At 63.4% G+C, this 21,346-nt stretch carries 25 protein-coding genes; 8 read left to right on the forward strand and 17 right to left on the reverse strand.

The features are described from left to right. Positions 1 to 12 precede the first annotated feature (12 nt). From BM045_RS04120 to BM045_RS04135, 4 genes are all read right to left on the reverse strand, one after another. Complete coding sequence (locus BM045_RS04120) at positions 13 to 1,548, reverse strand: DHA2 family efflux MFS transporter permease subunit (RefSeq protein ID WP_092180927.1); 1,536 nt, start codon at positions 1,546 to 1,548, stop codon at positions 13 to 15. A 2-nt stretch (positions 1,549 to 1,550) separates the two neighbouring features. Next, positions 1,551 to 2,534, reverse strand: a complete 984-nt coding sequence (locus BM045_RS04125) for an HlyD family secretion protein (protein ID WP_092179894.1) — start codon at positions 2,532 to 2,534, stop codon at positions 1,551 to 1,553. Positions 2,535 to 2,957: 423 nt separating this feature from the next. Then, positions 2,958 to 3,620, reverse strand: a complete 663-nt coding sequence (locus tag BM045_RS04130) for a diguanylate cyclase domain-containing protein (RefSeq protein ID WP_170848361.1) — start codon at positions 3,618 to 3,620, stop codon at positions 2,958 to 2,960. 217 nt (positions 3,621 to 3,837) lie between these two features. After that, positions 3,838 to 4,293 carry a YcgN family cysteine cluster protein gene (locus BM045_RS04135; protein ID WP_092179898.1) on the reverse strand — a complete coding sequence of 152 codons (456 nt, stop codon included), beginning with the start codon at positions 4,291 to 4,293 and terminating at the stop codon, positions 3,838 to 3,840. A 136-nt stretch (positions 4,294 to 4,429) separates the two neighbouring features. Here BM045_RS04135 and BM045_RS04140 point away from each other — a divergent pair, with 136 nt between their 5' ends. The 3 genes from BM045_RS04140 to BM045_RS04150 are packed head-to-tail and all read left to right on the forward strand — an operon-like array spanning position 4,430 to position 7,232. After that, on the forward strand, positions 4,430 to 6,589 hold the full coding sequence (locus tag BM045_RS04140) for a transglycosylase domain-containing protein (RefSeq protein ID WP_092180930.1): 2,160 nt from the start codon (positions 4,430 to 4,432) through the stop codon (positions 6,587 to 6,589). Between the two features lie 40 nt (positions 6,590 to 6,629). After that, entirely contained in the window at positions 6,630 to 6,878 is a 249-nt protein-coding gene (locus BM045_RS04145; RefSeq protein WP_092179900.1) for a type II toxin-antitoxin system RelE family toxin, read from the forward strand. A gap of 12 nt (positions 6,879 to 6,890) precedes the next feature. Further along, on the forward strand, positions 6,891 to 7,232 hold the full coding sequence (locus BM045_RS04150; protein WP_092179902.1) for a helix-turn-helix transcriptional regulator: 342 nt from the start codon (positions 6,891 to 6,893) through the stop codon (positions 7,230 to 7,232). Positions 7,233 to 7,342: 110 nt separating this feature from the next. Here BM045_RS04150 and BM045_RS04155 read toward each other — a convergent pair whose 3' ends face one another. Beyond that, positions 7,343 to 7,600: a hypothetical protein gene (locus tag BM045_RS04155; protein WP_092179904.1), complete on the reverse strand. Its 258-nt coding sequence runs from the start codon at positions 7,598 to 7,600 to the stop codon at positions 7,343 to 7,345. A gap of 132 nt (positions 7,601 to 7,732) precedes the next feature. On the opposite strand from BM045_RS04155, the gene BM045_RS04160 reads away from it, so the two are divergent. Further along, positions 7,733 to 8,305, forward strand: coding sequence for a DUF1214 domain-containing protein (locus BM045_RS04160; protein ID WP_092179906.1), 573 nt, complete (start codon positions 7,733 to 7,735; stop codon positions 8,303 to 8,305). Then, positions 8,302 to 8,847, forward strand: coding sequence for a DUF1254 domain-containing protein (locus BM045_RS04165; RefSeq protein ID WP_092179908.1), 546 nt, complete (start codon positions 8,302 to 8,304; stop codon positions 8,845 to 8,847). Before BM045_RS04160 ends, BM045_RS04165 begins: the two co-directional genes overlap by 4 nt. A gap of 11 nt (positions 8,848 to 8,858) precedes the next feature. Here BM045_RS04165 and BM045_RS04170 read toward each other — a convergent pair whose 3' ends face one another. The 4 genes from BM045_RS04170 to BM045_RS04185 all read right to left on the reverse strand — a co-directional run bounded on the left by BM045_RS04170 (position 8,859) and on the right by BM045_RS04185 (position 12,582). Further along, positions 8,859 to 9,236 (reverse strand): GFA family protein, encoded by a 378-nt coding sequence (locus BM045_RS04170; protein WP_092179910.1) that lies wholly within the window; start codon positions 9,234 to 9,236, stop codon positions 8,859 to 8,861. 30 nt (positions 9,237 to 9,266) lie between these two features. Continuing rightward, positions 9,267 to 10,439, reverse strand: a complete 1,173-nt coding sequence (locus tag BM045_RS04175) for a GAF domain-containing sensor histidine kinase (RefSeq protein ID WP_092180932.1) — start codon at positions 10,437 to 10,439, stop codon at positions 9,267 to 9,269. A gap of 98 nt (positions 10,440 to 10,537) precedes the next feature. Then, entirely contained in the window at positions 10,538 to 11,746 is a 1,209-nt protein-coding gene (gene chrA / locus BM045_RS04180; protein ID WP_092179912.1) for a chromate efflux transporter, read from the reverse strand. A gap of 14 nt (positions 11,747 to 11,760) precedes the next feature. After that, positions 11,761 to 12,582 (reverse strand): hypothetical protein, encoded by an 822-nt coding sequence (locus tag BM045_RS04185; RefSeq protein WP_139198698.1) that lies wholly within the window; start codon positions 12,580 to 12,582, stop codon positions 11,761 to 11,763. Between the two features lie 357 nt (positions 12,583 to 12,939). Between BM045_RS04185 and BM045_RS04190 the strand changes: the two genes are divergently transcribed. Continuing rightward, positions 12,940 to 14,088: a DUF2336 domain-containing protein gene (locus BM045_RS04190; protein ID WP_092179916.1), complete on the forward strand. Its 1,149-nt coding sequence runs from the start codon at positions 12,940 to 12,942 to the stop codon at positions 14,086 to 14,088. Here the strand turns inward: BM045_RS04190 and BM045_RS04195 are convergent. The 5 genes from BM045_RS04195 to BM045_RS04215 all read right to left on the reverse strand — a co-directional run bounded on the left by BM045_RS04195 (position 14,085) and on the right by BM045_RS04215 (position 18,016). Continuing rightward, positions 14,085 to 14,402 carry a HigA family addiction module antitoxin gene (locus BM045_RS04195; RefSeq protein WP_092179918.1) on the reverse strand — a complete coding sequence of 106 codons (318 nt, stop codon included), beginning with the start codon at positions 14,400 to 14,402 and terminating at the stop codon, positions 14,085 to 14,087. The two genes, BM045_RS04190 and BM045_RS04195, sit on opposite strands and share 4 nt — an antisense overlap. An 18-nt stretch (positions 14,403 to 14,420) precedes the next feature. Then, positions 14,421 to 14,699: a type II toxin-antitoxin system RelE/ParE family toxin gene (locus BM045_RS04200; protein ID WP_092179920.1), complete on the reverse strand. Its 279-nt coding sequence runs from the start codon at positions 14,697 to 14,699 to the stop codon at positions 14,421 to 14,423. Positions 14,700 to 14,760: 61 nt separating this feature from the next. Then, complete coding sequence (locus BM045_RS04205) at positions 14,761 to 15,093, reverse strand: DUF1491 family protein (RefSeq protein ID WP_170848362.1); 333 nt, start codon at positions 15,091 to 15,093, stop codon at positions 14,761 to 14,763. Further along, on the reverse strand, positions 15,093 to 16,244 hold the full coding sequence (locus BM045_RS04210; protein WP_170848363.1) for a peptidoglycan-binding domain-containing protein: 1,152 nt from the start codon (positions 16,242 to 16,244) through the stop codon (positions 15,093 to 15,095). The genes BM045_RS04205 and BM045_RS04210 overlap by 1 nt, the downstream gene beginning before the upstream one ends. Then, a complete protein-coding gene (locus BM045_RS04215; protein ID WP_170848364.1) occupies positions 16,241 to 18,016 on the reverse strand; it encodes a PAS domain-containing sensor histidine kinase in 1,776 nt (591 codons plus the stop codon). The genes BM045_RS04210 and BM045_RS04215 overlap by 4 nt, the downstream gene beginning before the upstream one ends. Before the next feature lie 373 nt (positions 18,017 to 18,389). On the opposite strand from BM045_RS04215, the gene BM045_RS04220 reads away from it, so the two are divergent. Continuing rightward, positions 18,390 to 18,698 (forward strand): hypothetical protein, encoded by a 309-nt coding sequence (locus BM045_RS04220; protein WP_092179928.1) that lies wholly within the window; start codon positions 18,390 to 18,392, stop codon positions 18,696 to 18,698. A gap of 166 nt (positions 18,699 to 18,864) precedes the next feature. Then, positions 18,865 to 19,290, forward strand: a complete 426-nt coding sequence (locus BM045_RS04225; protein WP_092179930.1) for a SufE family protein — start codon at positions 18,865 to 18,867, stop codon at positions 19,288 to 19,290. A gap of 1 nt (position 19,291) precedes the next feature. Here the strand turns inward: BM045_RS04225 and BM045_RS04230 are convergent, their stop codons facing one another. The 3 genes from BM045_RS04230 to BM045_RS04240 are packed head-to-tail and all read right to left on the reverse strand — an operon-like array spanning position 19,292 to position 21,275. Beyond that, on the reverse strand, positions 19,292 to 20,362 hold the full coding sequence (locus BM045_RS04230) for an acyltransferase family protein (RefSeq protein ID WP_092179932.1): 1,071 nt from the start codon (positions 20,360 to 20,362) through the stop codon (positions 19,292 to 19,294). Between the two features lie 54 nt (positions 20,363 to 20,416). Next, positions 20,417 to 20,908, reverse strand: a complete 492-nt coding sequence (locus BM045_RS04235; protein ID WP_139198699.1) for a DUF6456 domain-containing protein — start codon at positions 20,906 to 20,908, stop codon at positions 20,417 to 20,419. Then, entirely contained in the window at positions 20,898 to 21,275 is a 378-nt protein-coding gene (locus tag BM045_RS04240; protein ID WP_348271226.1) for a helix-turn-helix domain-containing protein, read from the reverse strand. Before BM045_RS04240 ends, BM045_RS04235 begins: the two co-directional genes overlap by 11 nt. Positions 21,276 to 21,346: the final 71 nt, after the last annotated feature.

Raw genomic sequence — 21,346 nt, forward strand, 5'->3', positions numbered from 1 at the left:
TGCACCCCTGCCTCAAACCGCCACGGGCTTTGCCGCGCCCGGTAGCGGCTTTTGCATGAGGGCGACCAGCGGCACCAGCACGAGGCTGGTCCAGCCCAGCAGGCGAAACACCGTGGTATAGGCCAAAAGCTCGGCCTGCCGCGCCACCTCGCCGGCCATCAGAGCCGCGCCCTGCGTGGATTGTGGTGTCAGGCCCAGCCCGCTCAGATAAGCATAGGCGGCCGGATCGTACGGCGTGATCGAACCGCCCAAAATGGCATTGCTGGTACTGATCTGGTTGACCAGGATCGCCCCGACGATGGCAATGCCGATGGACGAGCCCAATTGCCGCGTCACGCTGAACAGGCCCGAAGCCTCGTCCTGCCGGGCGCTGCTGATCCGGTCAAAGGCCAGCGTCGACATCGGCACGAAAACCAGCCCCATGCCGAGGCCGGAAAACACCCCCGGCCAGGCCAATTGCCAGAAGTCGGCCTCCAGCGTCATGCTCGCCATCATGAAATTGCTGATCGCCAGCAGCACCAGCCCCAGCCCGCCGAGCAGGCGCGGGTCCATGCGGTTGACCAGCACCGCCCCCACGAGCACCGTGGCCACGGCGGCAGCCAAACCGCGCGGAATGAAGATCATGCCCGCCTCGATCACCGGATAGCCCAGCAGCCCCTGCAGGAACAGCGGCAGGATGGCGATGCCGCCGAACATCGACACGGCAAAGCCGGCAATCACCAGATTGGCCAGCCCGAAATTGCGCTCGGCAAACAGCCGCACATCGACCAGCGGCGCGTCCTGCCGCAGGCTGCGCCACAGGAAGGCCACCCCGCCCAGCACAGCGACCATGATCGCCACCTGGATCACATGCGATGACAACCAGTTGAGACTCGTCCCCTGGTCCAGCGTGAACTGCAGTGCCCCGATGCCCAGCGCCATCAGCACCAGCGTGCGATAGTCGATACGGACGTCCTCACGCCTGTCCTTGGGCAATTCGCCGGCCAGCATCATCAGGGCAAAAGCCGCGACCGGCAGGTTGACGAAAAACACCATGCGCCAGGAGAAATACTCCGTCAGCACCGCGCCCAAGGTTGGCCCCAGCACTGGTGCCACCACCACGCCAAGCCCAAACATCGCCATGGACTGCCCACGCTTTTCGCGCGGAAAAGCATCGAACAGGATCGATTGCGACAGCGGGATCAGAAAGGCCCCGAACACCCCCTGCCCCATGCGGCAGGCAACGATCATCTCGAGCCCGGTCGAGAGCCCGCACAGCATCGAAAAGCACACAAAGCCGGTGATGGCGGTGAGGATCAGGTTGCGCCGCCCCACCCTCCGCGCCAGCACGCCGGTCAGCGGCATGATGACCACGGCGGCGACAATATAGCTGGTGAGGATCCAGGTGGTCTGGTCGGTGCTGGCGCCAAAGGCCGCCGAAATATGCGGCAGCGCCACGTTGACGATCGTGCTGTCGAGCACTTCCAGCACCGCCGACAGCACCACGGCGACGACGATGGCCAGCCGCACGCCCTTCGGTTGCGCCACGGCCGGTGCCGCTACGTCCATGGTCACGGCGCGACCGGCGCGGCGGTTGTATCCACCGTGGCATTGGCGCTGGCCCCGACGCGCAGCCCTTGCACCGGCTCATCCAGCGTCACCCGCACCGCAAAGCGCTGGGTCACCTTGACCCAATTGCTCGAGGCATTCTGTGCCGGCAGCAGCGAAAAGCTTGAACCCGAGCCGATGCCCAGCGACGCCACCTTGCCGGTCAGCGTCACCCCAGGCAACATGTCGACTTCGATGCTGACCGGCAGCCCCGCCACAATGCGCGGCAGGTCGGTCTCGGCGAAATTGGCATCGACCCACCAGTCACCCGCGTCGACCAGCGCAAACTGCGGCTGATAGGCCGCCACGACGGAACCCGGCCGCAGCGTCAGGTTGGCGATCCAGCCCGCCACCGGCGCCTTGACCGTGGCATGATCGAGCGCCAGCTGCGCCGTGTTCAACTGCGCCTGGGCCGCCACCACATCATCCTGATTGGCAATCACATCGGCATTGGCCTGCGCCAGGCCGGACTGCGCGGAATCGAGCGCTGCCGCCGCCTGCACGGCTGCAGCAGTATCGTCATCGCCCTGCACCTGGCTGGCATTGCCCTGCCCGAGCAGCGTCTGCGTCCGCGCCGCCTGCTCATCGGCCACCTGCTTGGCCGCTGTCGCACTGGTCACTTGAGCCGTGGCCGCCACCACCTGCTGCGCCAGCGCCTCGCCAGTCTTTTGCAAAGACTGCACCTGCTGCTCCGCCTGCTGCACGGCATTGGCAAACACCGTATCATCCAGCGTGAACAGCACGTCCCCCGCCGCCACCAGCTGGTTCTCCACCACATTGACCGCCGTCACCCGCCCGGTGATCTCGGGCGCAATGGTGATGATATTGGCCTGCACATAAGCATCGTCCGTCGACGGATACCGCGCCTGATGCTGCCAATAGAAGTAAATGCCAATCGCCAGGGCAACGAGCACCACCAGCGCCAGAATTCCCTTGGCATATTTCATCAGGACAGCCCCCACAGGTGTGACGGGATTGTCCTAGATCAGGCAGGGACGGCCAACATCCACAGAACTGGTGATGATTGAGCCGTTTATCCGAACCGCGTCACGCCCACGGTGTCATCCCGGCCTCGAGCCGAGATCTACCTCGAGATCGCGCCACGGCCGCAAGGTCGGAGTCCGAACCACAATTGTGGCCCCCATCACCCCACCCGCCCCCCTTCGGGGGCCACCCTTCAGGGGAGGGATGGGATAGCTCAGTGGCCTCGATCTTTCTTATCCCTCCCCCTTGTGGGGAGGGTGGCCCCCGAAGGGGGTCGGGTGGGGGTGAGTTTAGGCAACATCTGGCCGGCAGCCCTTACGTACAGGGCCCCTACCCCAAAAACAAAATCCCCGCTCACGCGGGGATGAATGGAGAGATGATCCTAACTAAGCCGCCAGCAACCGCTGACTACGCTTCTTCTTGCGATCCAGTGCCGGTCGCAGGTCAACGCTGTGCTGATAGCCCAACCCTTTGCGCTGCGCCTTCTTCAGCGCCTCGGCCCCGGCTTCGAAGAACTTCTTGTCATAGGCGCCGCGCGGATTGGTCACCGCCAGCCCGAGGCTGACCGTAACGATGCCGGCATGGCTTTCCTTGTGGGCAATGGTCTGGCGCCGCACTGCATCGGCAATCTTGGTCGCCACGGCCTTGGCCATCAGCACCGGCAGGTCGGGCAGCACCACGACAAAGCCCGAACGCCCCATGCGCAGGCAGCGATCGCCCTCGCGCGGCAGGGCATTGGCAATCGCCTGCATCACGGCCAGGACGCCGTCATGGGTCTCGTCCGGGTCATAGGCAGAGAAATAGTCCAGCGCCCGATCGATCTCGATCACCATCAGGCTCAGCGAGACATTCTTCTCGGCGGCCTTGGTCCAGCCAAAGGCCAGCTCGTCCTCGATCAATGTCCCGAGTTTTGGCTTCATGCCGATCGACCGCGCGATCGCCGCCTGGCCGTAGGCCGGCTGGCGCACCGGACGCAGCGTATTCAACGCCGTCCGCACGCGGTTCCAGAAATGGTCAGACTCGTCTTTGGAAGTCGCCGTAACTGTCATGATCGTCGCCCATCCTAGGCTCGCACACGGTCGCGATCTGGCCACAAGATGGTTAACGGATGGTAAATGCAGGCAAAGGGCCGCCGGCATTCAGCTCAGGATGAGCCGAAAACGTCGGTTTGTAAGAACCGGAGCGCAGCGTACGTTTGGGTACGTGAGCACCGGAAGCGCAGCAAATCGGCGTTTACAGGCCAGCATCAGCTGAATGCCGGCTGGCCTAGAGAGCCTCGGGTGGCTCCCACTCCGGCCAGTCCACGGCATGTTCTTCCCACTCATCGGGCGCAATGTCCTGCTCGGCGAAGGTGCGGCCGCGCGCCGATACCCCCACATCGATCACCGTCTGCGGGTCACCCGAGATCAGCGGATGCCACCAGGCCAGGCCCTTGCCTTCGGCAATGCGGCGATAGGCGCAAGTGGTGGGGATCCATTTGATTTCGCTGACATTCTGCGGCGTGAGCTTGATGCAGTCCGGCACCTTGGCCTGGCGGCCGGGATAGTCGGTGCAGGCGCAGGTATCGCCGTCGAGCAACTGGCAGCGCACGTCCGAGGTAATCAGCAGCCCCGAATCCTCGTCCTCAAGCTTGATCAGGCAGCAGCGACCGCAGCCGTCGCAGAGGGCTTCCCACTCGGCGTCGGTCATTTCGTCCAGCGATTTTTCATCCCAGAAGGCCATCTTAACCTGAGGTCTGCTAGCTCTGTTGCCGGTTTGCTCCTGTCGGCGGGCAAGCGCAATCATATTCCAGCGATTGTGTTGCTTTCGCCGCCGCCTGCGAACAAATGTCCATGACGCTCACGCCCGGGGATAAGTGGTGCAGGATCCGTTCTATACCAAGGAAAAGCGCAAGAAATCAGGCGGCATGCTGGCCGCCGATGCCTGGCTCGATTCCTCGCTCTATGAATTCTGGCAATCGCTTGGCCGCGGCTATACCCGTTTCCAGGATTTCATGAGCCTGTTCCATGTCGCCGGCTGGAAGCGGCTGTTCGTCGAACTGGTCAGCGACGGATTCTCGTTCTTCGCCATTGGCTGCGTGTTGATGACCGCTTTGGCGCTCCCCGCCTTCGATGCCACCGCCTCGGGAGAGTTCAACAAGGCCGAAGACTATTCCGTGGTCTTCCTCGACCGTTTCGGCACCGAAATCGGCCGCCGCGGCATTCGCTCCGACGATTCCGTCGCCCTTGCCGATATGCCCGACTATCTGCTCAAAGCCACCCTCGCCACTGAAGACCGGCGCTTCTACGAGCATTTCGGCATCGACGTGGTCGGCACCCTGCGCGCCATCGCCAGCAATGCCGGCGGCGACAACTCCACCCAGGGCGGCTCGTCCATCACCCAGCAGCTGGCCAAGAACCTGTTCCTCTCCTCCGAGCGCACGCTCGAGCGCAAGATCATCGAGGCTTTCCTCGCCGTCTGGCTGGAGTGGCATTATTCCAAGGACGAGATCCTCAAACTCTATTTCGACAAGGCCTATATGGGCGGCGGCAATTTCGGCGTCGTGGCGGCGTCGGACTATTATTTCGGCAAAAAGGTGCAGGATATCAGCTTGGCCGAAGCCGCCATGCTGTCCGGCCTGTTCAAGGCCCCCACCCGCTATGCACCGCATGTCGACCTCGCCGCCGCGCGCGGCCGCGCCAATCTGGTGCTCTCCAACATGGTCGCCTCGGGCTTTCTGACCGAAGGCCAGGTCACCGCCGCTCGGCGCCATCCGGCCACCCCGATCGCCCGCACCGCCGACGCCAATTCACCCAATTATTTCCTCGACTGGGCCTTCGAGCAGTCCAAGAAGCAGATCGAGACCAGCCAGCACGCCACCAATAATTTCGTCGTCCGCACCACGATTGACACCACGCTGCAGAAATATGCCGAAGAGGCCGTGGTCTCGACTGTGCGCGAACAGGGCGAGCAATATGACGTGACCCAGGCCGCCATGGTGGTCACCGATACCCAGGGCGCCATTCGCGCCATGGTCGGCGGTACCGATTACGGCAAGTCCCAGTTCAACCGCGCCATCGTCTCCACCCGCCAGCCCGGCTCGGCCTACAAGATTTTCGTCTACTCCGAAGCCTTCGAGCAGCTCGGCCTGACCCCCGCCGATGTCATCACCGATCGTCCGGTCTGCATCGGCGACTGGTGTCCGCAAAATTACGGCCGCAGCTACAAGGGCTCGGTCACGCTGGCCTCGGCCTTCGCCCAGTCGCTCAATACGGTCCCCGTCACCCTCTCGATCAAGACCGGCCGCGACACCATCGCCGCCCTCAGCCACCGCATGGGCCTGCAAGCCGATTACCCGGTTACCCGCTCGCTTGCCCTGGGCGTGGCCTCGGTTTCGGTGATGGACATGACCTCGTCATACGCCGTCCTCGCCAATCACGGCCTCAAGACCCCGGCCTATGGCATCACTCGTATGACGACGCTGAGCGGCGAGAACGTCTTCGACCTCGATCCCGACGCTCCCCGCGAACGCATTCTCAGCGAAACCACCGTCGCCAACATGAATTCCATGCTGCGCGGCGTGGTCACCGGCGGCACTGGCCGCCGCGCCGACGTGGTGGGCGTGCCGGTGGTCGGCAAATCCGGCACCACGTCGAGCTATCGCGACGCCTGGTTCTGCGGCTTCACCGGCAATTACGTCGCCGCCGTCTGGTTCGGCAATGATGACTACCACCCCACCAACAACCTGACCGGCGGCACCCTCCCGGCCATCGCCTGGCAGAAGTTCATGGCCTATGCCCACACCAATATCGACATCCAGCCGGTGTTCGGCGTCGACTTCGTCCCCGAGCAGACCGTGGTCGCCGAAACCGACCCGGCGCTGGAAGAAGAGATCGTGCAACGCCCACCGAGCCTGACACCGGGCGCCGCGCGCAAGCTGGTGGATTTGGCGGATCTGCTGGCAGTGACGATCGGAGCGGTCGGCGCACCGGCCAATCAGGCGAGTGTGGAAGTACCGGTGAGCACGCAGGGGCTGTAGCTGTTGACTTCAATGTAGTTATTAGCTACATTATCATCTTGTGAAGCAGATCATCTATTCCAGAGTGGCTCTGCAAACGCTTGGCAAGATGCCTCGCAATAGTGCTTCGCGAATACGTAGCAAGATTTCCGCCTACGCTGCTGATCCAGCGTCACAAGCGAACAATGTCAAAAAGCTCAAAGGCACCGATGCCATCCGACTGCGCGTTGGAGATTGGCGTGTTGTGATGGAGGATGGCTTTGTTCTCGATGTGCTGCGGATCGGCCCCAGAGGCAGCGTTTATGATTGAAGGAGGTTGTCGATGAATGAGATGGTCACCATCCCCCGCGAGGAATACGACCGCCTTGTTGAGGCGGCCGAGGACCTCGCCGACATTGCTGCCTATCACCGGGTCAAGGCCGACCTAGCCGCTGGCCGCGAAGAAATGATCCCGTCCGAATTTGCGGATCGTATCATTGATGGCGAGAGCCCGTTGCGCGTCTACCGGGAATATCGGGGATTGACCCAGACGGCGCTCGCCGCCGCCGCCAAGGTCAACCGCGTCCAGATCGCCGACATAGAAGCCAGGCGAAAATCAGGCTCCATCGAAACGGTGCGGAAGCTGGCCGATGCGCTACGGGTAACAATCGACGATCTGGTGTGACCCGCTACTCCCCCGGATGCCGCTTGTCGCTTCGGTTGATGTACATTGCAAACAGCACCACCACGAGCAAGACGCCCGGCCCCCAAAGCCAGAATATCAGATCTGTCATGTCACTCCTCCAGCCGTTGCAGCTGACGTCGTCCGATCAAATGTAGCTTGATCCCCAGCACGACACAAAAAGCGGATAGTGCGGTCAAGTTCAGTATGTTTGTGTCGGTCGACAGGGTCCTCATGCCCATACCTATATAGGGCGCGACTGGTGCAGCCAGAATAGTGCCCGACGCGAGCGCGTTCAGGAAAGCAGCGGTCAGCTCGGTTTGCTCGATTTGCGATGGCGACATTTCCCCCTCCATGTCGAACACATTCATTTCACGCCCCTTCCCACCCCGCAATCCACCCGCCCCCTTCCACCCACCTGCCCCCCTTGCTACAAGCATCCCACTCCCTCGCCCGCAGGTTCGTCGCCCATGCCCTTCATCGCCGCTTCGAGCCACTGACCGGTGCGCTTTGTCTTTTATCTGCTGCTGATGAGCGCCGTGGCCCTCGGGGTTGGCTTCGGGCTGAGCTATTATGCGCTGACCGATGGGCGCCTGTTCGGCGTGGCCCAGGTCGGCCCTTGGCATGCCTGGCCCGATGTCGGCTCAAGCGCCCCCAATCCCTATACCCGCGGCCATCTCGCCCGCACCGCCGCCTTCGAGCTCGGCCAGGCGGAGGGTCTGCAATTCACCGCCACCAATGACAGCGACGGCCAGCCGCTTTCCCGCGACTGCAGCTATAGCGTCGAGGGCAAGACCCCACTCGCGACCTTCTGGACCCTCGTCGCCCTCGACCCCACCGGCATCAACATCGCCGCCCCCGACGTCTCGCCGGCCCTGCGCAGTTCCGACATTGTCCGCGACAATGACGGCGACCTGCAGATCAATATCGGCACGCGCCTGATGCCCGGAACCTGGCTCGAACTGACCGGAGACGGCCCGTTCAAGCTGGTGCTCAGCCTCTACGACACCGCGGTGTTTTCCGGCTTTTCCAGCGACGAATCCATGCCCGTCATCCTGCGCGGAGCCTGCGCATGACCCGCGCCCTGCTTTGGCTCTTGGCCGGCGCCGTGCTCGGCGGCATCATCCACATCATTGTGATCCTCACCCTGCCGGCGCTTGCCGAACAGTCGGTCTGGACCCGCGTCGCCAGTATAGACGCCGACAACCGCATGGCCATTCTCCCGCCGGTCAAAGCCGGCGAGCCCAATCCGCTCGGCCTCGATCCGGAGATGGTCTATGGCCTCTGCCGCGTCGATCTCAGCCAAGGGCCGGCCTATGTGAAGGGCACCCTTCCAGATGCCTTCTGGTCGGTGGCGCTGTTCACCCCCGCCGGCACCGTCGCCTATTCCACCACCAATCGCGACGGCATCGGCCAGACCCTCGACCTCGGCATTTTCAACGCCGACCAGACGCGCCTGCTGGCCCAGCAACAGCTCGACGTCGCCGAAGGCTTGCTGGTGGTTGAATCCAGCAGCGACAACCTGCTGGTCCTGGTCCGCCTCGCCCCGCCGCATCAGGTGATGCGGGCGCGCTTCGAGACCGCCCTCAAATCGGTGAGCTGCGGAAACCGGCCCTGAGCCAGGCCTGCCTACTGCTGGTTTTGCGGCAGGCCGTCGGTGATGTCGTAATAGTCGCCCTTGTCGGCAACGAAGATATGCATGGCAAGCTTCACATGGGTGGGCGTGTCGAAGACGCCCATGTTGATGCCGATACGGTCCATATGCGGCGCATCGAAGAATAAGGACGAACCGCAGATCGCGCAAAAGCCGCGCCGCACCTTCGCGGTATGAAACCAGGTGACGTTGTCCTCGCCAACCACCGTCAGGGCCGAGCGCAACACATCGGTACCGGCCTCGAAATGCCCGGTATGCTTGCGGCACTGCGTGCAATGGCAGGCGCTGGGGGGAGCAAGATCGCCCGTAACGCTCAGGCGCACGGCGCCGCAAAGACATGATCCCTTGTGCATCCTATCCTCCCAGATGATGCAGGCGAGAGCCTAGCCGTTGGGCATACTAAACGTAAATCGCGTTTCCTGCTCGGTGGAGTTGACCGTGATCGTCCCGCCATGCGCTTCGGCGATTTGGCTGGCGATATAGAGCCCGAGGCCGAGACCGGGCCGGCCGATGCTGCCGGAGGGACGCGAGAAGGGCTGGAACAGCTCGGCCTGAATATCCTCTGGAATCCGCTCGCCACCATTGACCACGGTGAGCTGGAAATGTTCGGCGCCGGCTGTGGCTTCCACTTCCACCGCCTGCTCAGGCGCGCCGTGGGTCAACGCATTGGCCAGAAGGTTGGAGAACAGCTGCGCCACGCGTGCTTTGTCGGCATGCACCGGGGTTTCGACATCGATCCGCGCCACGATCTGGCGCTCGGGATTGGCGACGCGCAATTCTTCGATGACCTGGTGCAGCGCCGGGCGCATGTCATCGCGCACCTTGTTCAGCTCGATGCCACTACCCAGCCGTCCGCTGGCAAAATCCATCACATTGCTGATCAACGATTCCATCCGCACCACGGCGCCCTGCATCAGCGTGACGATACGTGTGGCTTTTTCATTGAGCGGCGTCTTGAGCAGCATATTGGCGCCCGAGCCGATGGCGGCCAGCGGGTTGCGCAGGTCGTGGCCAAGCACGCCGATGAACTGCTCGCGCAATTCGGCCATCTGGCGCTCGCTGGCCAGACCGGCCTGGGCCAGCGACACGTTGTCAGCGGAGTCCAGTTGCGAGGCGATCAGCTTGGCGAACATCTCGAACATGCCGATCACAGCCGGATTGTTCAGCTTGGCCGGCTTGGGATCGATGGCGCAGAGCGTGCCGAAAAACGAGCCGTCCTGGCGCACGATCGGCACCGAAATATAACTCTCGAAGCCATATTGCAGCGGCGTGTGATGGGTGCGGAACGTCGGATCCTCGGCCACATGGTCGATCACCACGGCCCGGCCATTGTCGCGAATTTCATTGCAGATGGTGGAAACCAGTTCCAGCTCGCTGCCCGGCGTCAGGCCGAAGTCGATCTGGTCGAGCACCTGCAGGGCAATCCAGCGGTCTTCGGTCACTCGGGCCACGGCGGCAAAGCCCATGCCTGTCGTCTGGCAGACGACGTTGAGAATGGTGTTGACCGCGTCAATACGGGCCACGGCGTCGATGTCGGCTTGAAAGTCGTGGCTCATGGCAATCCGGAAGTCTTCTGCTGCCAGACTATCCTTGTGGCGCGCCGTTGTCATGCGTCGCGAGGGTATGAAGCCTCAGAATCGCGCGCTTCATTGCCTTAAGTTAGCCCAAGACCGGACCAGCCCATCGCGCCACCGACAGCCGCCAGCGCCAGCACCACGATCCACGGCGGTGCCCTCCAGAACACCAGCGCCGCAAACCCTGCCAGAGCCAGCATAATGTCCAGCGGCCCACGCACAGCGCCGGTCCACACCGGATCATAGAGCGCCGCGGCCAGAATGCCGACCACCGCAGCATTGGCGCCGCGCATCGCCGCCTGTGCCATGGGTCTTCCGCGCAGCGCATCCCAGAACGGCAGTGCGCCCACCAGCAACAGGAAGCCCGGCAGGAAGATTGCTACCAGCGCGATGACGGCCCCGCTCCAACCATCGGCCACGGCACCGAGATAGGCGGCAAAGGTGAACAGCGGCCCCGGCATGGCCTGCGTGGCGCCATAGCCGGCAATGAAGGCGTCCCTGTTGACCCAGCCTGTGGTCACAGTCTCGGCATCGAGCAGCGGCAACACGACATGGCCGCCGCCAAACACCAGCGCCCCGGCGCGATAAAAGGCATCGAACAGATTTACGCCCTGCCCGCCCACGGCCGTCAGCAGCGGCAGGCCAGCCAGCAACAGCCCAAAGGCCACAAGGCACAGCAGTCCAACCCTGGTCGAGATCGGAAACCGCATCGCCTGCGTCACCGGCAGCACCGGCCCGCGGCACAGCACCAGCCCCGCCACGGCCCCCAGCACGATCGCCACCACCTGCCCCGCCGACCCGGCCAGCAGCACGGCCATCGCAATCGCCACCAGCGCAATGCCGGCGCGCTGCAGGTCAGGCGTCAGGCTTTTCGCCATGCCCCACACCGCCTGCGCCACCACGGCAACGGCCACCAGTTTCAGCCCATGCAACACGCCCTGCGCCAGCGGCCCATCGAGGAACGACGCTCCCAGCGCAAACAGCACCAGCACAATCGCCGATGGCAGGGTAAATCCGGCCCAGGCGGCCAGCGCCCCGCCCCAACCGGCCCGCCACAGGCCAAGGGCAAAGCCGACCTGGCTCGAGGCTGGTCCGGGTAGAAACTGACACAGCGCCACCAAGTCGCCATAGGCGCTCTCGCCGATCCAGCGGCGGCGGGTGACGATCTCGTCACGGAAATAGCCGAGATGGGCGATCGGTCCGCCAAATGAGGTCAGGCCGAGCTTGAGGAAGGCGATAAACACCTCGCCAACCGAACCATCGTTTTTACTTGTGGTAGTGTCGTCCAACCCTGCCCCCGGTGCTATTTGGGCAGCACGACCTCGGTGTCGCCACTACGCTGGTAGCGTGACGGGATGATGACACCGCCGCCGGTCAGATGCCGGCTGCCATCCCCGCAGAAATCGGCGCGATTGGCCCGGGCCACGAAGGTCCCCAGCACCTGCAGCCCATTGTTGACCGCTAGCGACTGCTCATGCGGCGTTTCCACCAAGAGGTTGTCCAGCGCATAGTCATAGCTGTCATAGCGATAGTTCAACGCCCGCACGAACCAGGCAATGAACGCATCATTCTCATACTTCCGCGCTTGAAGGTTTCCAGCCGTCGCCGCCGGCAAACCGCCACCCAGCCCCGCATAAGCCACCGCCCTTTGCCGATCCACCTCGATCACCGCGCAGATCGCGGCAAAGGTCGTCGGCAGCGTATCGATGTCAGCCGCAATATGCCGCCCCACTGTCGAATAGCGCGTGCGCGAGGAGGCGTATTCGGTCCGCTTCAGCCAGTCGTAATAACGGTCCTTGCGGTAATGCTCGTCCTTGCCCGGCGGAATGATGCGCGTCCGCTGCAGCTCCACCGAGCTGTCGAACAGCCAGTCCTTGGCATGGGCCGCCACGAGGAAGCGCCAGACGCGATCATGCATCTCCTCTTCTTGGTCGGTCTTGTTGAAGTCGGACACCGGCTCCTTGCGCATGCTGGCGAGTACATTGCCCGCAACCGGCATGGCCGTGTCATGCGTCCAGCTCGGCGCGGCGCGGCCGAAATCGCCCACCGGCCGGGCGACCGGCGAGCAGGCAGTCAGCAGCGCGGCCATGGCCAGCGCCGTCACAAGGCGAAGTGATCTAGCCACGCTTGCGCTTGGGCCGCGTTGGATCGAGCCTTGTCGGCGGCAAAGTCCCGCGCTCATAACGCACCCCAGTGAAGAGAAGTATCTGGGCGCTGCCCGGTTTTTTGGCCCCGTCACGCGGGGGTACGGGCTGTAAGTCGAGTATGACGAGCTTTCCCAAGCTGTCCTCCAAATGGTCACCCCACCGGTCCCATCGGTGGCAGGTGGTTTGCGTTCCAAATCAGCCGCGCGACGCCCCTCGCTCTGACTGCTCATGGGCGCCATTAAGAGATCGTCAAGGTTAACAGTCTGCTAACGAATTGGCTGCAAAAGTGTTCGGGCATCAAATGTGATGCGATTCCGAATAGACGGTCCCCGACAATGCTTGGTTTTCAGCCCTACGAGACGTTTCAACTGCTCATCGAGACGGGCGGCGTCGACCGTACGAACACCCTGCTGATCGCCGCTTGCGACGCTTATGCGCGCCGCGGCCGGCCGACCGCTCCCGAAATGGAACAGTTTGAAGCCCTTGCCGGGCGCCTGTTCCCAATCGCCGGATCGCAGGCCAAGGCCAAGGGCGCCGCCATCCTCGGCCGCGCCGAAATGCTCTCGCCCGCTCTTGAACAGCTCGTCGTCGACAATATCGGTGAAGACCTCAACAGCTTCCTCGCCGGCGCGAAGGAACTCTCCGAGCCAACCATGCTCGAAATCGTCGCCCGCTATGACGTGCCCGGCGCCGCCACCATTGCTGCCCGCCCCGACCTGTCCAATGTCGTGCTGGCCAAGCTGTTCCAGATGAACTCGCGCAAGGTCTACCGCGCTCTCGCCTCCAACACGGCCATCGTGCCGCGCGGCGCCTATCTCAGCGCCCTCGCCCGCTCCGCCCAGATGGACCATATGGTCGCCGAGGCCCTGGCCAAGCGCACGGATTTCGACGCAGCGCTGCTCGCGCCTGCCTTCTTCGATCTCTCCGACGAACACCGTATCAAGGTCATCCAGGCTTTCACCCAGCGCGAGACCCCGCCCTCGCCGATCCGCAAGACCATCGAGCAACTGTCTGTCGCCAATGGCGAATTGACCAAGGCGTTGATGAAGCTGTTCTCCGAGAACCGCCGCCCGGAAGTCACGCGCCTGCTCAGCCAGATCACCGGGCTCGATGAAGTGCGCTGCGGCCAGATCGCCCACGACGTCACCGGCGCCTCGCTCTTCGTCATCCTGCGCGCCTTCGGCTGCACGGCCTATGATGGGCTGAAAGTGCTGATCCACGCCACCAGCCACGACAACGAGCGCTCCCGGGCCCTGGCCGATTTTGCCACCATGTTCGGCAATGTGACGCCTGAATCCATGGCCTATCTGATGAGCGCCTGGCGCGGCGAAGTGAACCTGCTCGAGCTCAACAAGCCCGAATACAAGCCCTTCACCCAGACCAGCCGCCGCACGCCCAACGCCGCGCTGGCCCCGGCGCACAACCCGGTCGTCGACCAGGCCATCGAGGCCCTCGCCCGCATTGGGGCGCGCAAGGCGGGCTAAGCGTCCATCGCCTCGATCGTAGGAATATTGCTGACATCGACCTGGCGCTCGGCGTGCCAGGTATCATAGGCCGTCTGCATGCGGATCCAGACGCCGGGGCCATTGCCGAACAGCTTGCCCAGCCGAACCGCCGTCTCGGGCGATACCGGCTTGGTTTCGTTCAGAATGTCATGCAGATGCTGCCGCGAAATGCCCAGCAGCCGGGCAATCTCGGACTTGCTCTTGCCGGTCGCCGGAATGACCGTATCGGCCAGCAAAAATCCCGGATGAGTGGGGCACCGGTCAGCCCCGCGCTGGGCAGCATAGGCAGTCATCGGACATCCAATCGTTCTTTAATGATACTGTTCGAAATCGACATTGAGTGCATCCACCCCGTCGAATTCGAAGGTCACGCACCACGGACCATTGACATGCACCGTGTAGCGCTTCGGGTCATGACCCTTTAGACCATGAAAGTCGAACCCGGGGATATTCAGGTCCTCGGGCCGGCTCGCTGCATCGAGAGCATCAAGCCGGGCCAGGATACGCCTGTGCATCTTCGCGTCGATCTTGGCTGATCGACCCGTAGACCACAGTTCATCCAGCCCCTTGTGCCTGAAGCTTTTGAGCATGGCTCATGTAAGCAGATAGCTTACATATGTCAACAATCGGCTGACAGTTTGCGATTGGTGACTAGACCACATCAATCCCGACATCATCGCCGCGCAGATCCAGGCTGATCACCCAGAGGTCTGGATCGAAATCCACTTCGCGCGCGATGCGATCATTGACCTTGGCCGGATCCTCCCGCTTGAAGCGGCACTGGAACACCAGCCGCGCATCATCACGGTCGCTGGAGAGCGGCGCGGGCGTATAGAGCGAGCGCGTGCCGTCGAGGTGGTCGACTTCCACGAACACCTGGCCGGCGATGGGATCGCCGCGCCGCACCACGACGCACATATTGCCCAGGTCATTGTGGCGCCTAACGAAGACGCCGCACCACAGGTCGCTGCGGAGGCGCGACACTAGATCGCTGCGCCGGCCTGGCGCAGCAGGCCGACGAGGTCCGGATTGATCTGCCCGGTGACCTTGTAGCTGTGGAAATTCTCGAATTCGCGGATCGCCTTGGCGGTACCGTCGCCCGGATGGCCATCGATCGAGCCATGGTAGAAGCCAAGGCTCGCCAGACCCTTCTGGATCGAGCTGACCAGCTGCACATTATTGGCCGGCAACACCGGATCGAAACTCGCCTGCTGTTGCACCGGCTCGGCCTGCACGGCGGTGACCGGACGCGGCGGCGCCATGGGTTCGAGCGAAGCGACCTGGATCGGCGCGGGCTGCACCGGCGCTGAAGCGGCCAGCAGCGGGCGCTGCGGCACGGGCGCATTGGCAGTTGGCTGTGGCGGGGTCGAACGGCCACCGTCGACGGCGGCAACGATGGAGTCGATCGTGCTGGCGGCAGCCGTGCCAACGGTATCCACCGCCGCATCGATCGGCGACAGTTCGGCCACGCGTCCCACCACGATATCGGCCTGCGGCTGGACCACAGCCTGCTGCACCGGCGCCGGCTGCACCACGGGCGCAACCTGCTGCGCCACTGGCATGCGGCCATTGGCATCCGAGCGCAGGATGGCGTCGATCACACCCGGCGTCAGAGCGCCAGTGGGGGTCATTCCATTGCGGGTTTCAAACGAGCGGATCGCCGAAGCGGTCATCGGACCGTAGAAGCCATCCACCGTGCCGTTGAACAGGCCCAGTTCGGCCAGTTTCTTCTGCACGGCAAAGGCGTCCTTGTTGCCCACCGGGCCATCGGGAATCACGGCTTGCACCGGTGCGACCTGCTGCAGCGGCGCAATGCCGCCGGTGGTGTCGCTGGAAATCGCCGGCAGCACGGCGGTCTGCTGCGCCGGCGCGGGCTGCGGCACCGGGGCAACCACCGGCTGGGCGACCGAGACATTGACCGGCGCAGAGAAGAACGGCGCCGGATGGCGCGCGGTCTGGAAATACAGGGCATTGCTGGCGGCCAGCGCCGTCAGCGTCACCAGGGCCAGGAGGCCGGTCGAGGCGAGTGGCGCGCGCATATAGCGCGACAGGGTCCAAAGGCCGGCGCGGCCGAGCGTGGCCGCGACAGCACTACCCGCCAGCAGAGGCAGGCGCGAGAAGGTTGTTGCCGTCATTGCGCTTTTCTTTTTTCGTCTTGCCATGGATGGATCTGAGCAGCTGGCGGCTCTTTACGGAAGGGCGTTACGGAGCCAGTGTCGTCACTCTTTATTGCCGGACCGTTTATGGGCAGCAAAACTGTCACGGTTGTCCCCGCTCCAATTTCCGACAGCGCCCGCAGCGTGCCCTTGTGCAGGTCGACCAGCCCTTTGACGATGGAAAGGCCAAGGCCTGTGCCCTCATAGCGGCGGTCGAGACCGTCATGCGCCTGGAAGAAGGGCTCGCCGATGCGCTCCAGCGATTCGGGGGCCATGCCGACGCCATTGTCCGAGACGGACAGGTTGATGCTCTGGCCCTGCCGCTTGAGGCTGACCGTCACCTTGCCACCCGGATGGCTGAATTTGATGGCATTGGACAGGAGGTTGATCAGGATCTGCCGGCAGGCGCGCTCGTCGGCCACCAGCATCGGCAGCTGGCTGGCGATATCGGCCGTCAGCGTCACCTGATGCGTCGTGGCCAGCGCCTCGACCATGCTGAAGCACGGCCCGACCATGTCTTCGACGAGGAAAGCCTCGGCCTGCAGCTCGAACTTGCCGGCCTCGATCTTGGACATATCCAGCAGCATGCGCACCACTTCGATCAGGTGCTTGCCGCTCTGGTGGATCAACCCGGCATATTCGCGATGGGTGTCCGACAGCTCGCCGCCGATACCGCTGGTCATCATTTCCGAGAACCCGACCACCGCATTGAGCGGCGTGCGCAGCTCATGCCCGATGGTGGCGAGGAACCGCGACTTGGCGGCCGAGGCTTCCTCGGCAATGCGCCGGGCTTCGGCCATGGCCAGTTCATTATCCTTGCGGCTGGTGACGTCATGGAACAGCGCCACCACTTCATGGCGCTCCCCGCCAAGCTCGGGATCGAGGACCGGCGACAGGCTGATTTCCACCCAGATGAAACGCGGCACGTTGCGCGCGCCGCGCGGATCGTCCTGCCGCATGCGCACTTCGAGCGTCCGCGTCCGGCCGTCGATATTGGCATCGGCAAAGGCGGTGAGATAGGCGGGCCGGTCGGCCACATGAATACGCTCGCTCAGCGCCATGGTCGAGAGCTCATAGCGGCGGCAGCCGAACAGCGTCTCCGACGAGCGCGAGGCAAGCAAGATTTCACCCTCGCTGGAAAAGCGGATCACGCCATCCTGCACATGCTCGATCAGGTGCCGATAGGCGGTCATCTGCGACTTGTCATAGACTTCATAGCCGGCATTGATCCGGTTGGCCGTATGCAGCACCACGGCCATGGCCGCTGCAAAAGCCGCGACGGCAGTGCCCATCAGCACAGCGCCCGCAACCGGTAGCCCGGGCAGCGCCATCAGCGCCGCAACACCGATGACGATCAGCACGCCCGCCAGCAGCAACCAGCTCTGGTGCCGCAGTGCTGCGCCACCGAGCAGAGCCGCCATCACCGGACCCATCATGACGATGGCGAGGCCGGCATCGCCAACATTGGGATCGGCCAGTGTCAGCAGGAAGCCGATCAGGAACATTGCATAGACCTGGCCGGCCGCGGCAAGGTCAAACAGGCGGCGCTGGTGCAGCGCCATGGTCGCCATGCCCGCGCCCAGCGCCAGGGTGGCGACGATCAAGGGAAAGGCGTTGCCGATGACCAGCAGGTAGATGGCAAAGGGCATGGCCAGCGCGCTCAGCGCCAGCAGGATGCGGGAATTGTTGGCGAGCGTCTTGCGGCGCAGCATTTCGGGCCGATGACCGTTCCCGGCCGCGACCAGAGGCATCTCTCTGCTTGCGCCGAAAGAGAACAGGCTACGCATACGCATTACTCACTATCACGACGCCAGCAGTGACGGATGCCGGGGCATCCAGGGTTTGGCTGCAGCTGCAGCCCGCCTGATCGGATCAGGTCTCGTTGCGGCCACACTGCGTCTCAAGAGCTAAATTCGCCCTTAAATACCGGGTCCGGGAACAAGCCCCGGAAGGCCCAACGACGTGCTTTCTCGGGTTAGCGTAAACAAGGTGTTGCCCCCGCTAGGATCGCTCCTAAGATTTGCATCAAATTTTATCGAAAAGTCCCAGCACGGTTTAACGAGCGCTCCCTAAGGTCAGTCTGGCAGGCACTATTCGCTCTGCTCAGGCTTTTCGGGATTGGCAATGTTCGTAGTGGTTCGCTCCGTTTTCTGGCTGACGGTCGCCTATATGGTGATCAAGCCTGGCGTTGACCTGCCCGATGCCAATGCCCTGTCGCAGCAGGCCATGGCGGCCGGCAGCGCGGCGATTGCCTCCCACATCGATTCGATTGATTGCGACAGCTTCCAGTGTTTTGGCGGCAAGGCCATTGCCACGCACACGCTGTCCAGCATCGCAGCACCAGCTCTCCCGCCTGTCGCTCTTCCCATGCATGAGACAGCGACGGCGCGGCTGGCCCCGGTTCCAAGGCCGCGACCGGCCTGGGCGGGCTAGCGGGGGTCCTCCAGCCCCGAGGTCATACCAGTCCCCGTGTCCCTTCCCCAAGCGACAGCCCAACGCGAACTGGTCCTGAGCCGCAAGCACGCTGCCCGTGCTTGCGGTTTTTTCTTGCAGCATCCGCACTCTGGTAAAGCCGGCCGGCTTTGACTAGATAATTGCCATGACCCAGCCTCAAGCCTTCCAGGACATTGCCGACAACCTTGCCTTCCTCGACGATTGGGAAGACCGGCTGAATTATCTCATCGAGCTGGGCCAGGCGCTGCCGGACATGCCCGAGACCGACAAGAGCGCCGAGAACAAGGTCAAGGGCTGCGTCTCCAACGTCTGGCTGGTGTCGAGCGTCGATCGCTCATCGGGCGCGCCGGTCATGCGCTTCCGCGGCCAATCCGATGCTATCATCACCAAGGGCCTCGTCGCCGTGCTGATCGCGCTCTATTCGGACCGCCCGGCAGCAGAAATCGCCGAGACGGACGCCATCGAGTGGTTCAAGAAGGTTGGCCTCAGCGAGCATCTCGGCATGCAGCGCTCCAATGGCCTCGTCGCCATGGTCAATCGCATCCGCACCGAGGGCAAGGCGCTAAGCTGAGCTATTCGGCCGGAGCCGGAACCGGCGCCGGGCGCTTCTTGCCGAACACACCATTGAAGAAACGCAGCGCCGGCATTTCCACCAGGCGATAGACGACGATGCCCGCCACCGTGCCGCCGACCACCGATACTGCAGCCACCAGATAGTCGGCCCAGAGATCGGCCGGATCGAGTAGCTTGAAGGCGATACCTGACAGGATCGCCACTTCGTAGATATGCACCAGGTAGATCGAATAGGAGGCGTCGCCGACCAGTTCGAGCAGGCGCACCTTTGGCAGCACCGCCTCGAAGCGTACCGCCAGCAGCACCAGCGCCGAAGCAAAAGCCGCAAGGCCGACAAAGGCCAGGCCATCCTCAAGCAGACCGTTGCGATCGACCGAAAAGCCTTCCACCAGCCCGATCAGGCCCAGCACAATGACCGCATAGATCATCGAGCGCGGCAACCGCGCGATCTTGCCCTGCAGGGTGGCAAGGCCAATCCAGGCCCCGGCGACAAAGGCCAGCGGCATGAAGCTGGTATAAAATTGCGCAATCGCCGGCTCCGGCTGCAGCAGCGCGCCGATCAGCGTCAGCGCGGCAAAGGCAATGGTTAGCCATATGACGCGCGATTGTGCGCCCAGAAAGGCCAGCAGCGCGAAGCAGACGTAGAAGAACATCTCGTAGTTCAGCGTCCAGCCCAGCTTGTAGAGCGGGTGAATGCCGCCACTGACCGGGTTGTGGAACGGGATGAACAGCAGCGACAGGATCAATTGGCCGGTGTCATAGACAGTGGTCTTGAACATATGCGGCAGCGCCAGCGCCAGGGCGGCAGCGATCAGCGTCGCGCCCCAATACATCGGCACGATGCGGATGAAGCGGCGGCGCAGGAAATCCGTTGCCGAGAAGCGCCCTTCCCCGGTCACCACGACCATGATGAAGCCGGAAATCACGAAAAACAGGATCACGCCCATCCAGCCCAACCGGCTGAAGCCGAGGTCGTGACCGACCAGCGGATACAGCAAGGCGTGCGATGCCAGAACGAACACCGCCGCGAAACCGCGCAAATACTGGATCGAGATGAATTTCTGCTTCATGCCAGTGTCTTACCACAGGTCGGCGCGGACCAAATGTTACCAAACATTACATAGTTAAGGCCTGTTTTCGCCGATCAGCGGCAGTCGCTCGCCGAGCCATCCGCGCAAGGCCCCGGCCGCCTCTCCGCTGGCCTGCGGCGACAGGCCAAACCGGCTCGCCACCTGGTCGAGCCCGATGCGCAGCACCAGCTTGGCGCTGCGCCGCGGCCAGCGCCGCTCGGTCTCGACCTGCTGCAGGCCCTTGCCCAGTCCGCACACATCCAGCAGCACGCCCCAGCAATCGGGTGGCAGCGTGCCGGCCAGTTTGCTCAGCACCTGCCGCGCCGCCGCAGCACTATCGCTGGCGGCTTCGACGCTATTGCCGCAGCCTTTGTTGCCGCCAATCCGGGTCGGATCATAGGACATGGTCACCCGCGGCATCAGCTGCGCCCGAAGGATCAGCCGCTCCAGCCGATCGGCCGCCGCCAGATGGTGCGCGCCGAGAAAGCCGTCCTTGCCGGCGGCCAGCCGTGCCACCGTCACGTCGTCCCTTGCGCTAGAGACCATGATCCGCGGCCTCCGCAGCCATGGTGGTTTCCAGCCGCTGTTCCAGCGCACAAACCTCGGCGTCGAAGCACGGATCATCGCGCAGGTCTTCGATCCGCGCGCAGGCGTATGAGACTGTTGTCCTATCCCGACCAAAGGCATGACCGATCTCGGCCAGGGTTCGGCCATAGATGACATGGGCCAGATACATGGCCAGCTGCCGTGCCCGCGACGCGGCATTGCGGCCGCGACCGGCATGCACAAGCAATCGCGACGGCACTCTTTTATGCTGGGAAACCAGTGCAATAACCTGGTCGCAACTGCGCTGTGCCGGGCCGGACCACGGCATGGCATGCTGCAACGTCGATTGAGTGGGAGTATGATGCATCGTATTGCCTCGCTTGGGTGTAAGAATTTATTCCTACATACTGCGACAGGCAAGAGCGGAGGGGGATAAGT

This window comes from Devosia sp. YR412, from assembly GCF_900110945.1.
Lineage (GTDB): Bacteria > Pseudomonadota > Alphaproteobacteria > Rhizobiales > Devosiaceae > Devosia.

Excerpts from the sequence above, each read along its gene's own strand:
- BM045_RS04155 (WP_092179904.1), bottom strand. The coding sequence starts at position 7,600 with ATGAATGTGTTCGACATGGAGGGGGAAATGTCGCCATCGCAAATCGAG.
- BM045_RS04200 (WP_092179920.1), bottom strand. The coding sequence starts at position 14,699 with ATGCTCAAAAGCTTCAGGCACAAGGGGCTGGATGAACTGTGGTCTACG.
- BM045_RS04170 (WP_092179910.1), bottom strand. The coding sequence starts at position 9,236 with ATGCACAAGGGATCATGTCTTTGCGGCGCCGTGCGCCTGAGCGTTACG.
- BM045_RS04150 (WP_092179902.1), top strand. The coding sequence starts at position 6,891 with ATGAATGAGATGGTCACCATCCCCCGCGAGGAATACGACCGCCTTGTT.
- BM045_RS04195 (WP_092179918.1), bottom strand. The coding sequence starts at position 14,402 with ATGACTGCCTATGCTGCCCAGCGCGGGGCTGACCGGTGCCCCACTCAT.
- BM045_RS04190 (WP_092179916.1), top strand. The coding sequence starts at position 12,940 with ATGCTTGGTTTTCAGCCCTACGAGACGTTTCAACTGCTCATCGAGACG.
- BM045_RS04130 (WP_170848361.1), bottom strand. The coding sequence starts at position 3,620 with ATGACAGTTACGGCGACTTCCAAAGACGAGTCTGACCATTTCTGGAAC.
- BM045_RS04220 (WP_092179928.1), top strand. The coding sequence starts at position 18,390 with ATGTTCGTAGTGGTTCGCTCCGTTTTCTGGCTGACGGTCGCCTATATG.
- BM045_RS04230 (WP_092179932.1), bottom strand. The coding sequence starts at position 20,362 with ATGAAGCAGAAATTCATCTCGATCCAGTATTTGCGCGGTTTCGCGGCG.
- BM045_RS04125 (WP_092179894.1), bottom strand. The coding sequence starts at position 2,534 with ATGAAATATGCCAAGGGAATTCTGGCGCTGGTGGTGCTCGTTGCCCTG.
- BM045_RS04210 (WP_170848363.1), bottom strand. The coding sequence starts at position 16,244 with ATGACGGCAACAACCTTCTCGCGCCTGCCTCTGCTGGCGGGTAGTGCT.
- BM045_RS04225 (WP_092179930.1), top strand. The coding sequence starts at position 18,865 with ATGACCCAGCCTCAAGCCTTCCAGGACATTGCCGACAACCTTGCCTTC.
- BM045_RS04215 (WP_170848364.1), bottom strand. The coding sequence starts at position 18,016 with ATGCCTCTGGTCGCGGCCGGGAACGGTCATCGGCCCGAAATGCTGCGC.
- BM045_RS04135 (WP_092179898.1), bottom strand. The coding sequence starts at position 4,293 with ATGGCCTTCTGGGATGAAAAATCGCTGGACGAAATGACCGACGCCGAG.
- BM045_RS04175 (WP_092180932.1), bottom strand. The coding sequence starts at position 10,439 with ATGAGCCACGACTTTCAAGCCGACATCGACGCCGTGGCCCGTATTGAC.
- BM045_RS04235 (WP_139198699.1), bottom strand. The coding sequence starts at position 20,908 with ATGGTCTCTAGCGCAAGGGACGACGTGACGGTGGCACGGCTGGCCGCC.
- BM045_RS04240 (WP_348271226.1), bottom strand. The coding sequence starts at position 21,275 with ATGCATCATACTCCCACTCAATCGACGTTGCAGCATGCCATGCCGTGG.
- BM045_RS04120 (WP_092180927.1), bottom strand. The coding sequence starts at position 1,548 with ATGGACGTAGCGGCACCGGCCGTGGCGCAACCGAAGGGCGTGCGGCTG.
- BM045_RS04165 (WP_092179908.1), top strand. The coding sequence starts at position 8,302 with ATGACCCGCGCCCTGCTTTGGCTCTTGGCCGGCGCCGTGCTCGGCGGC.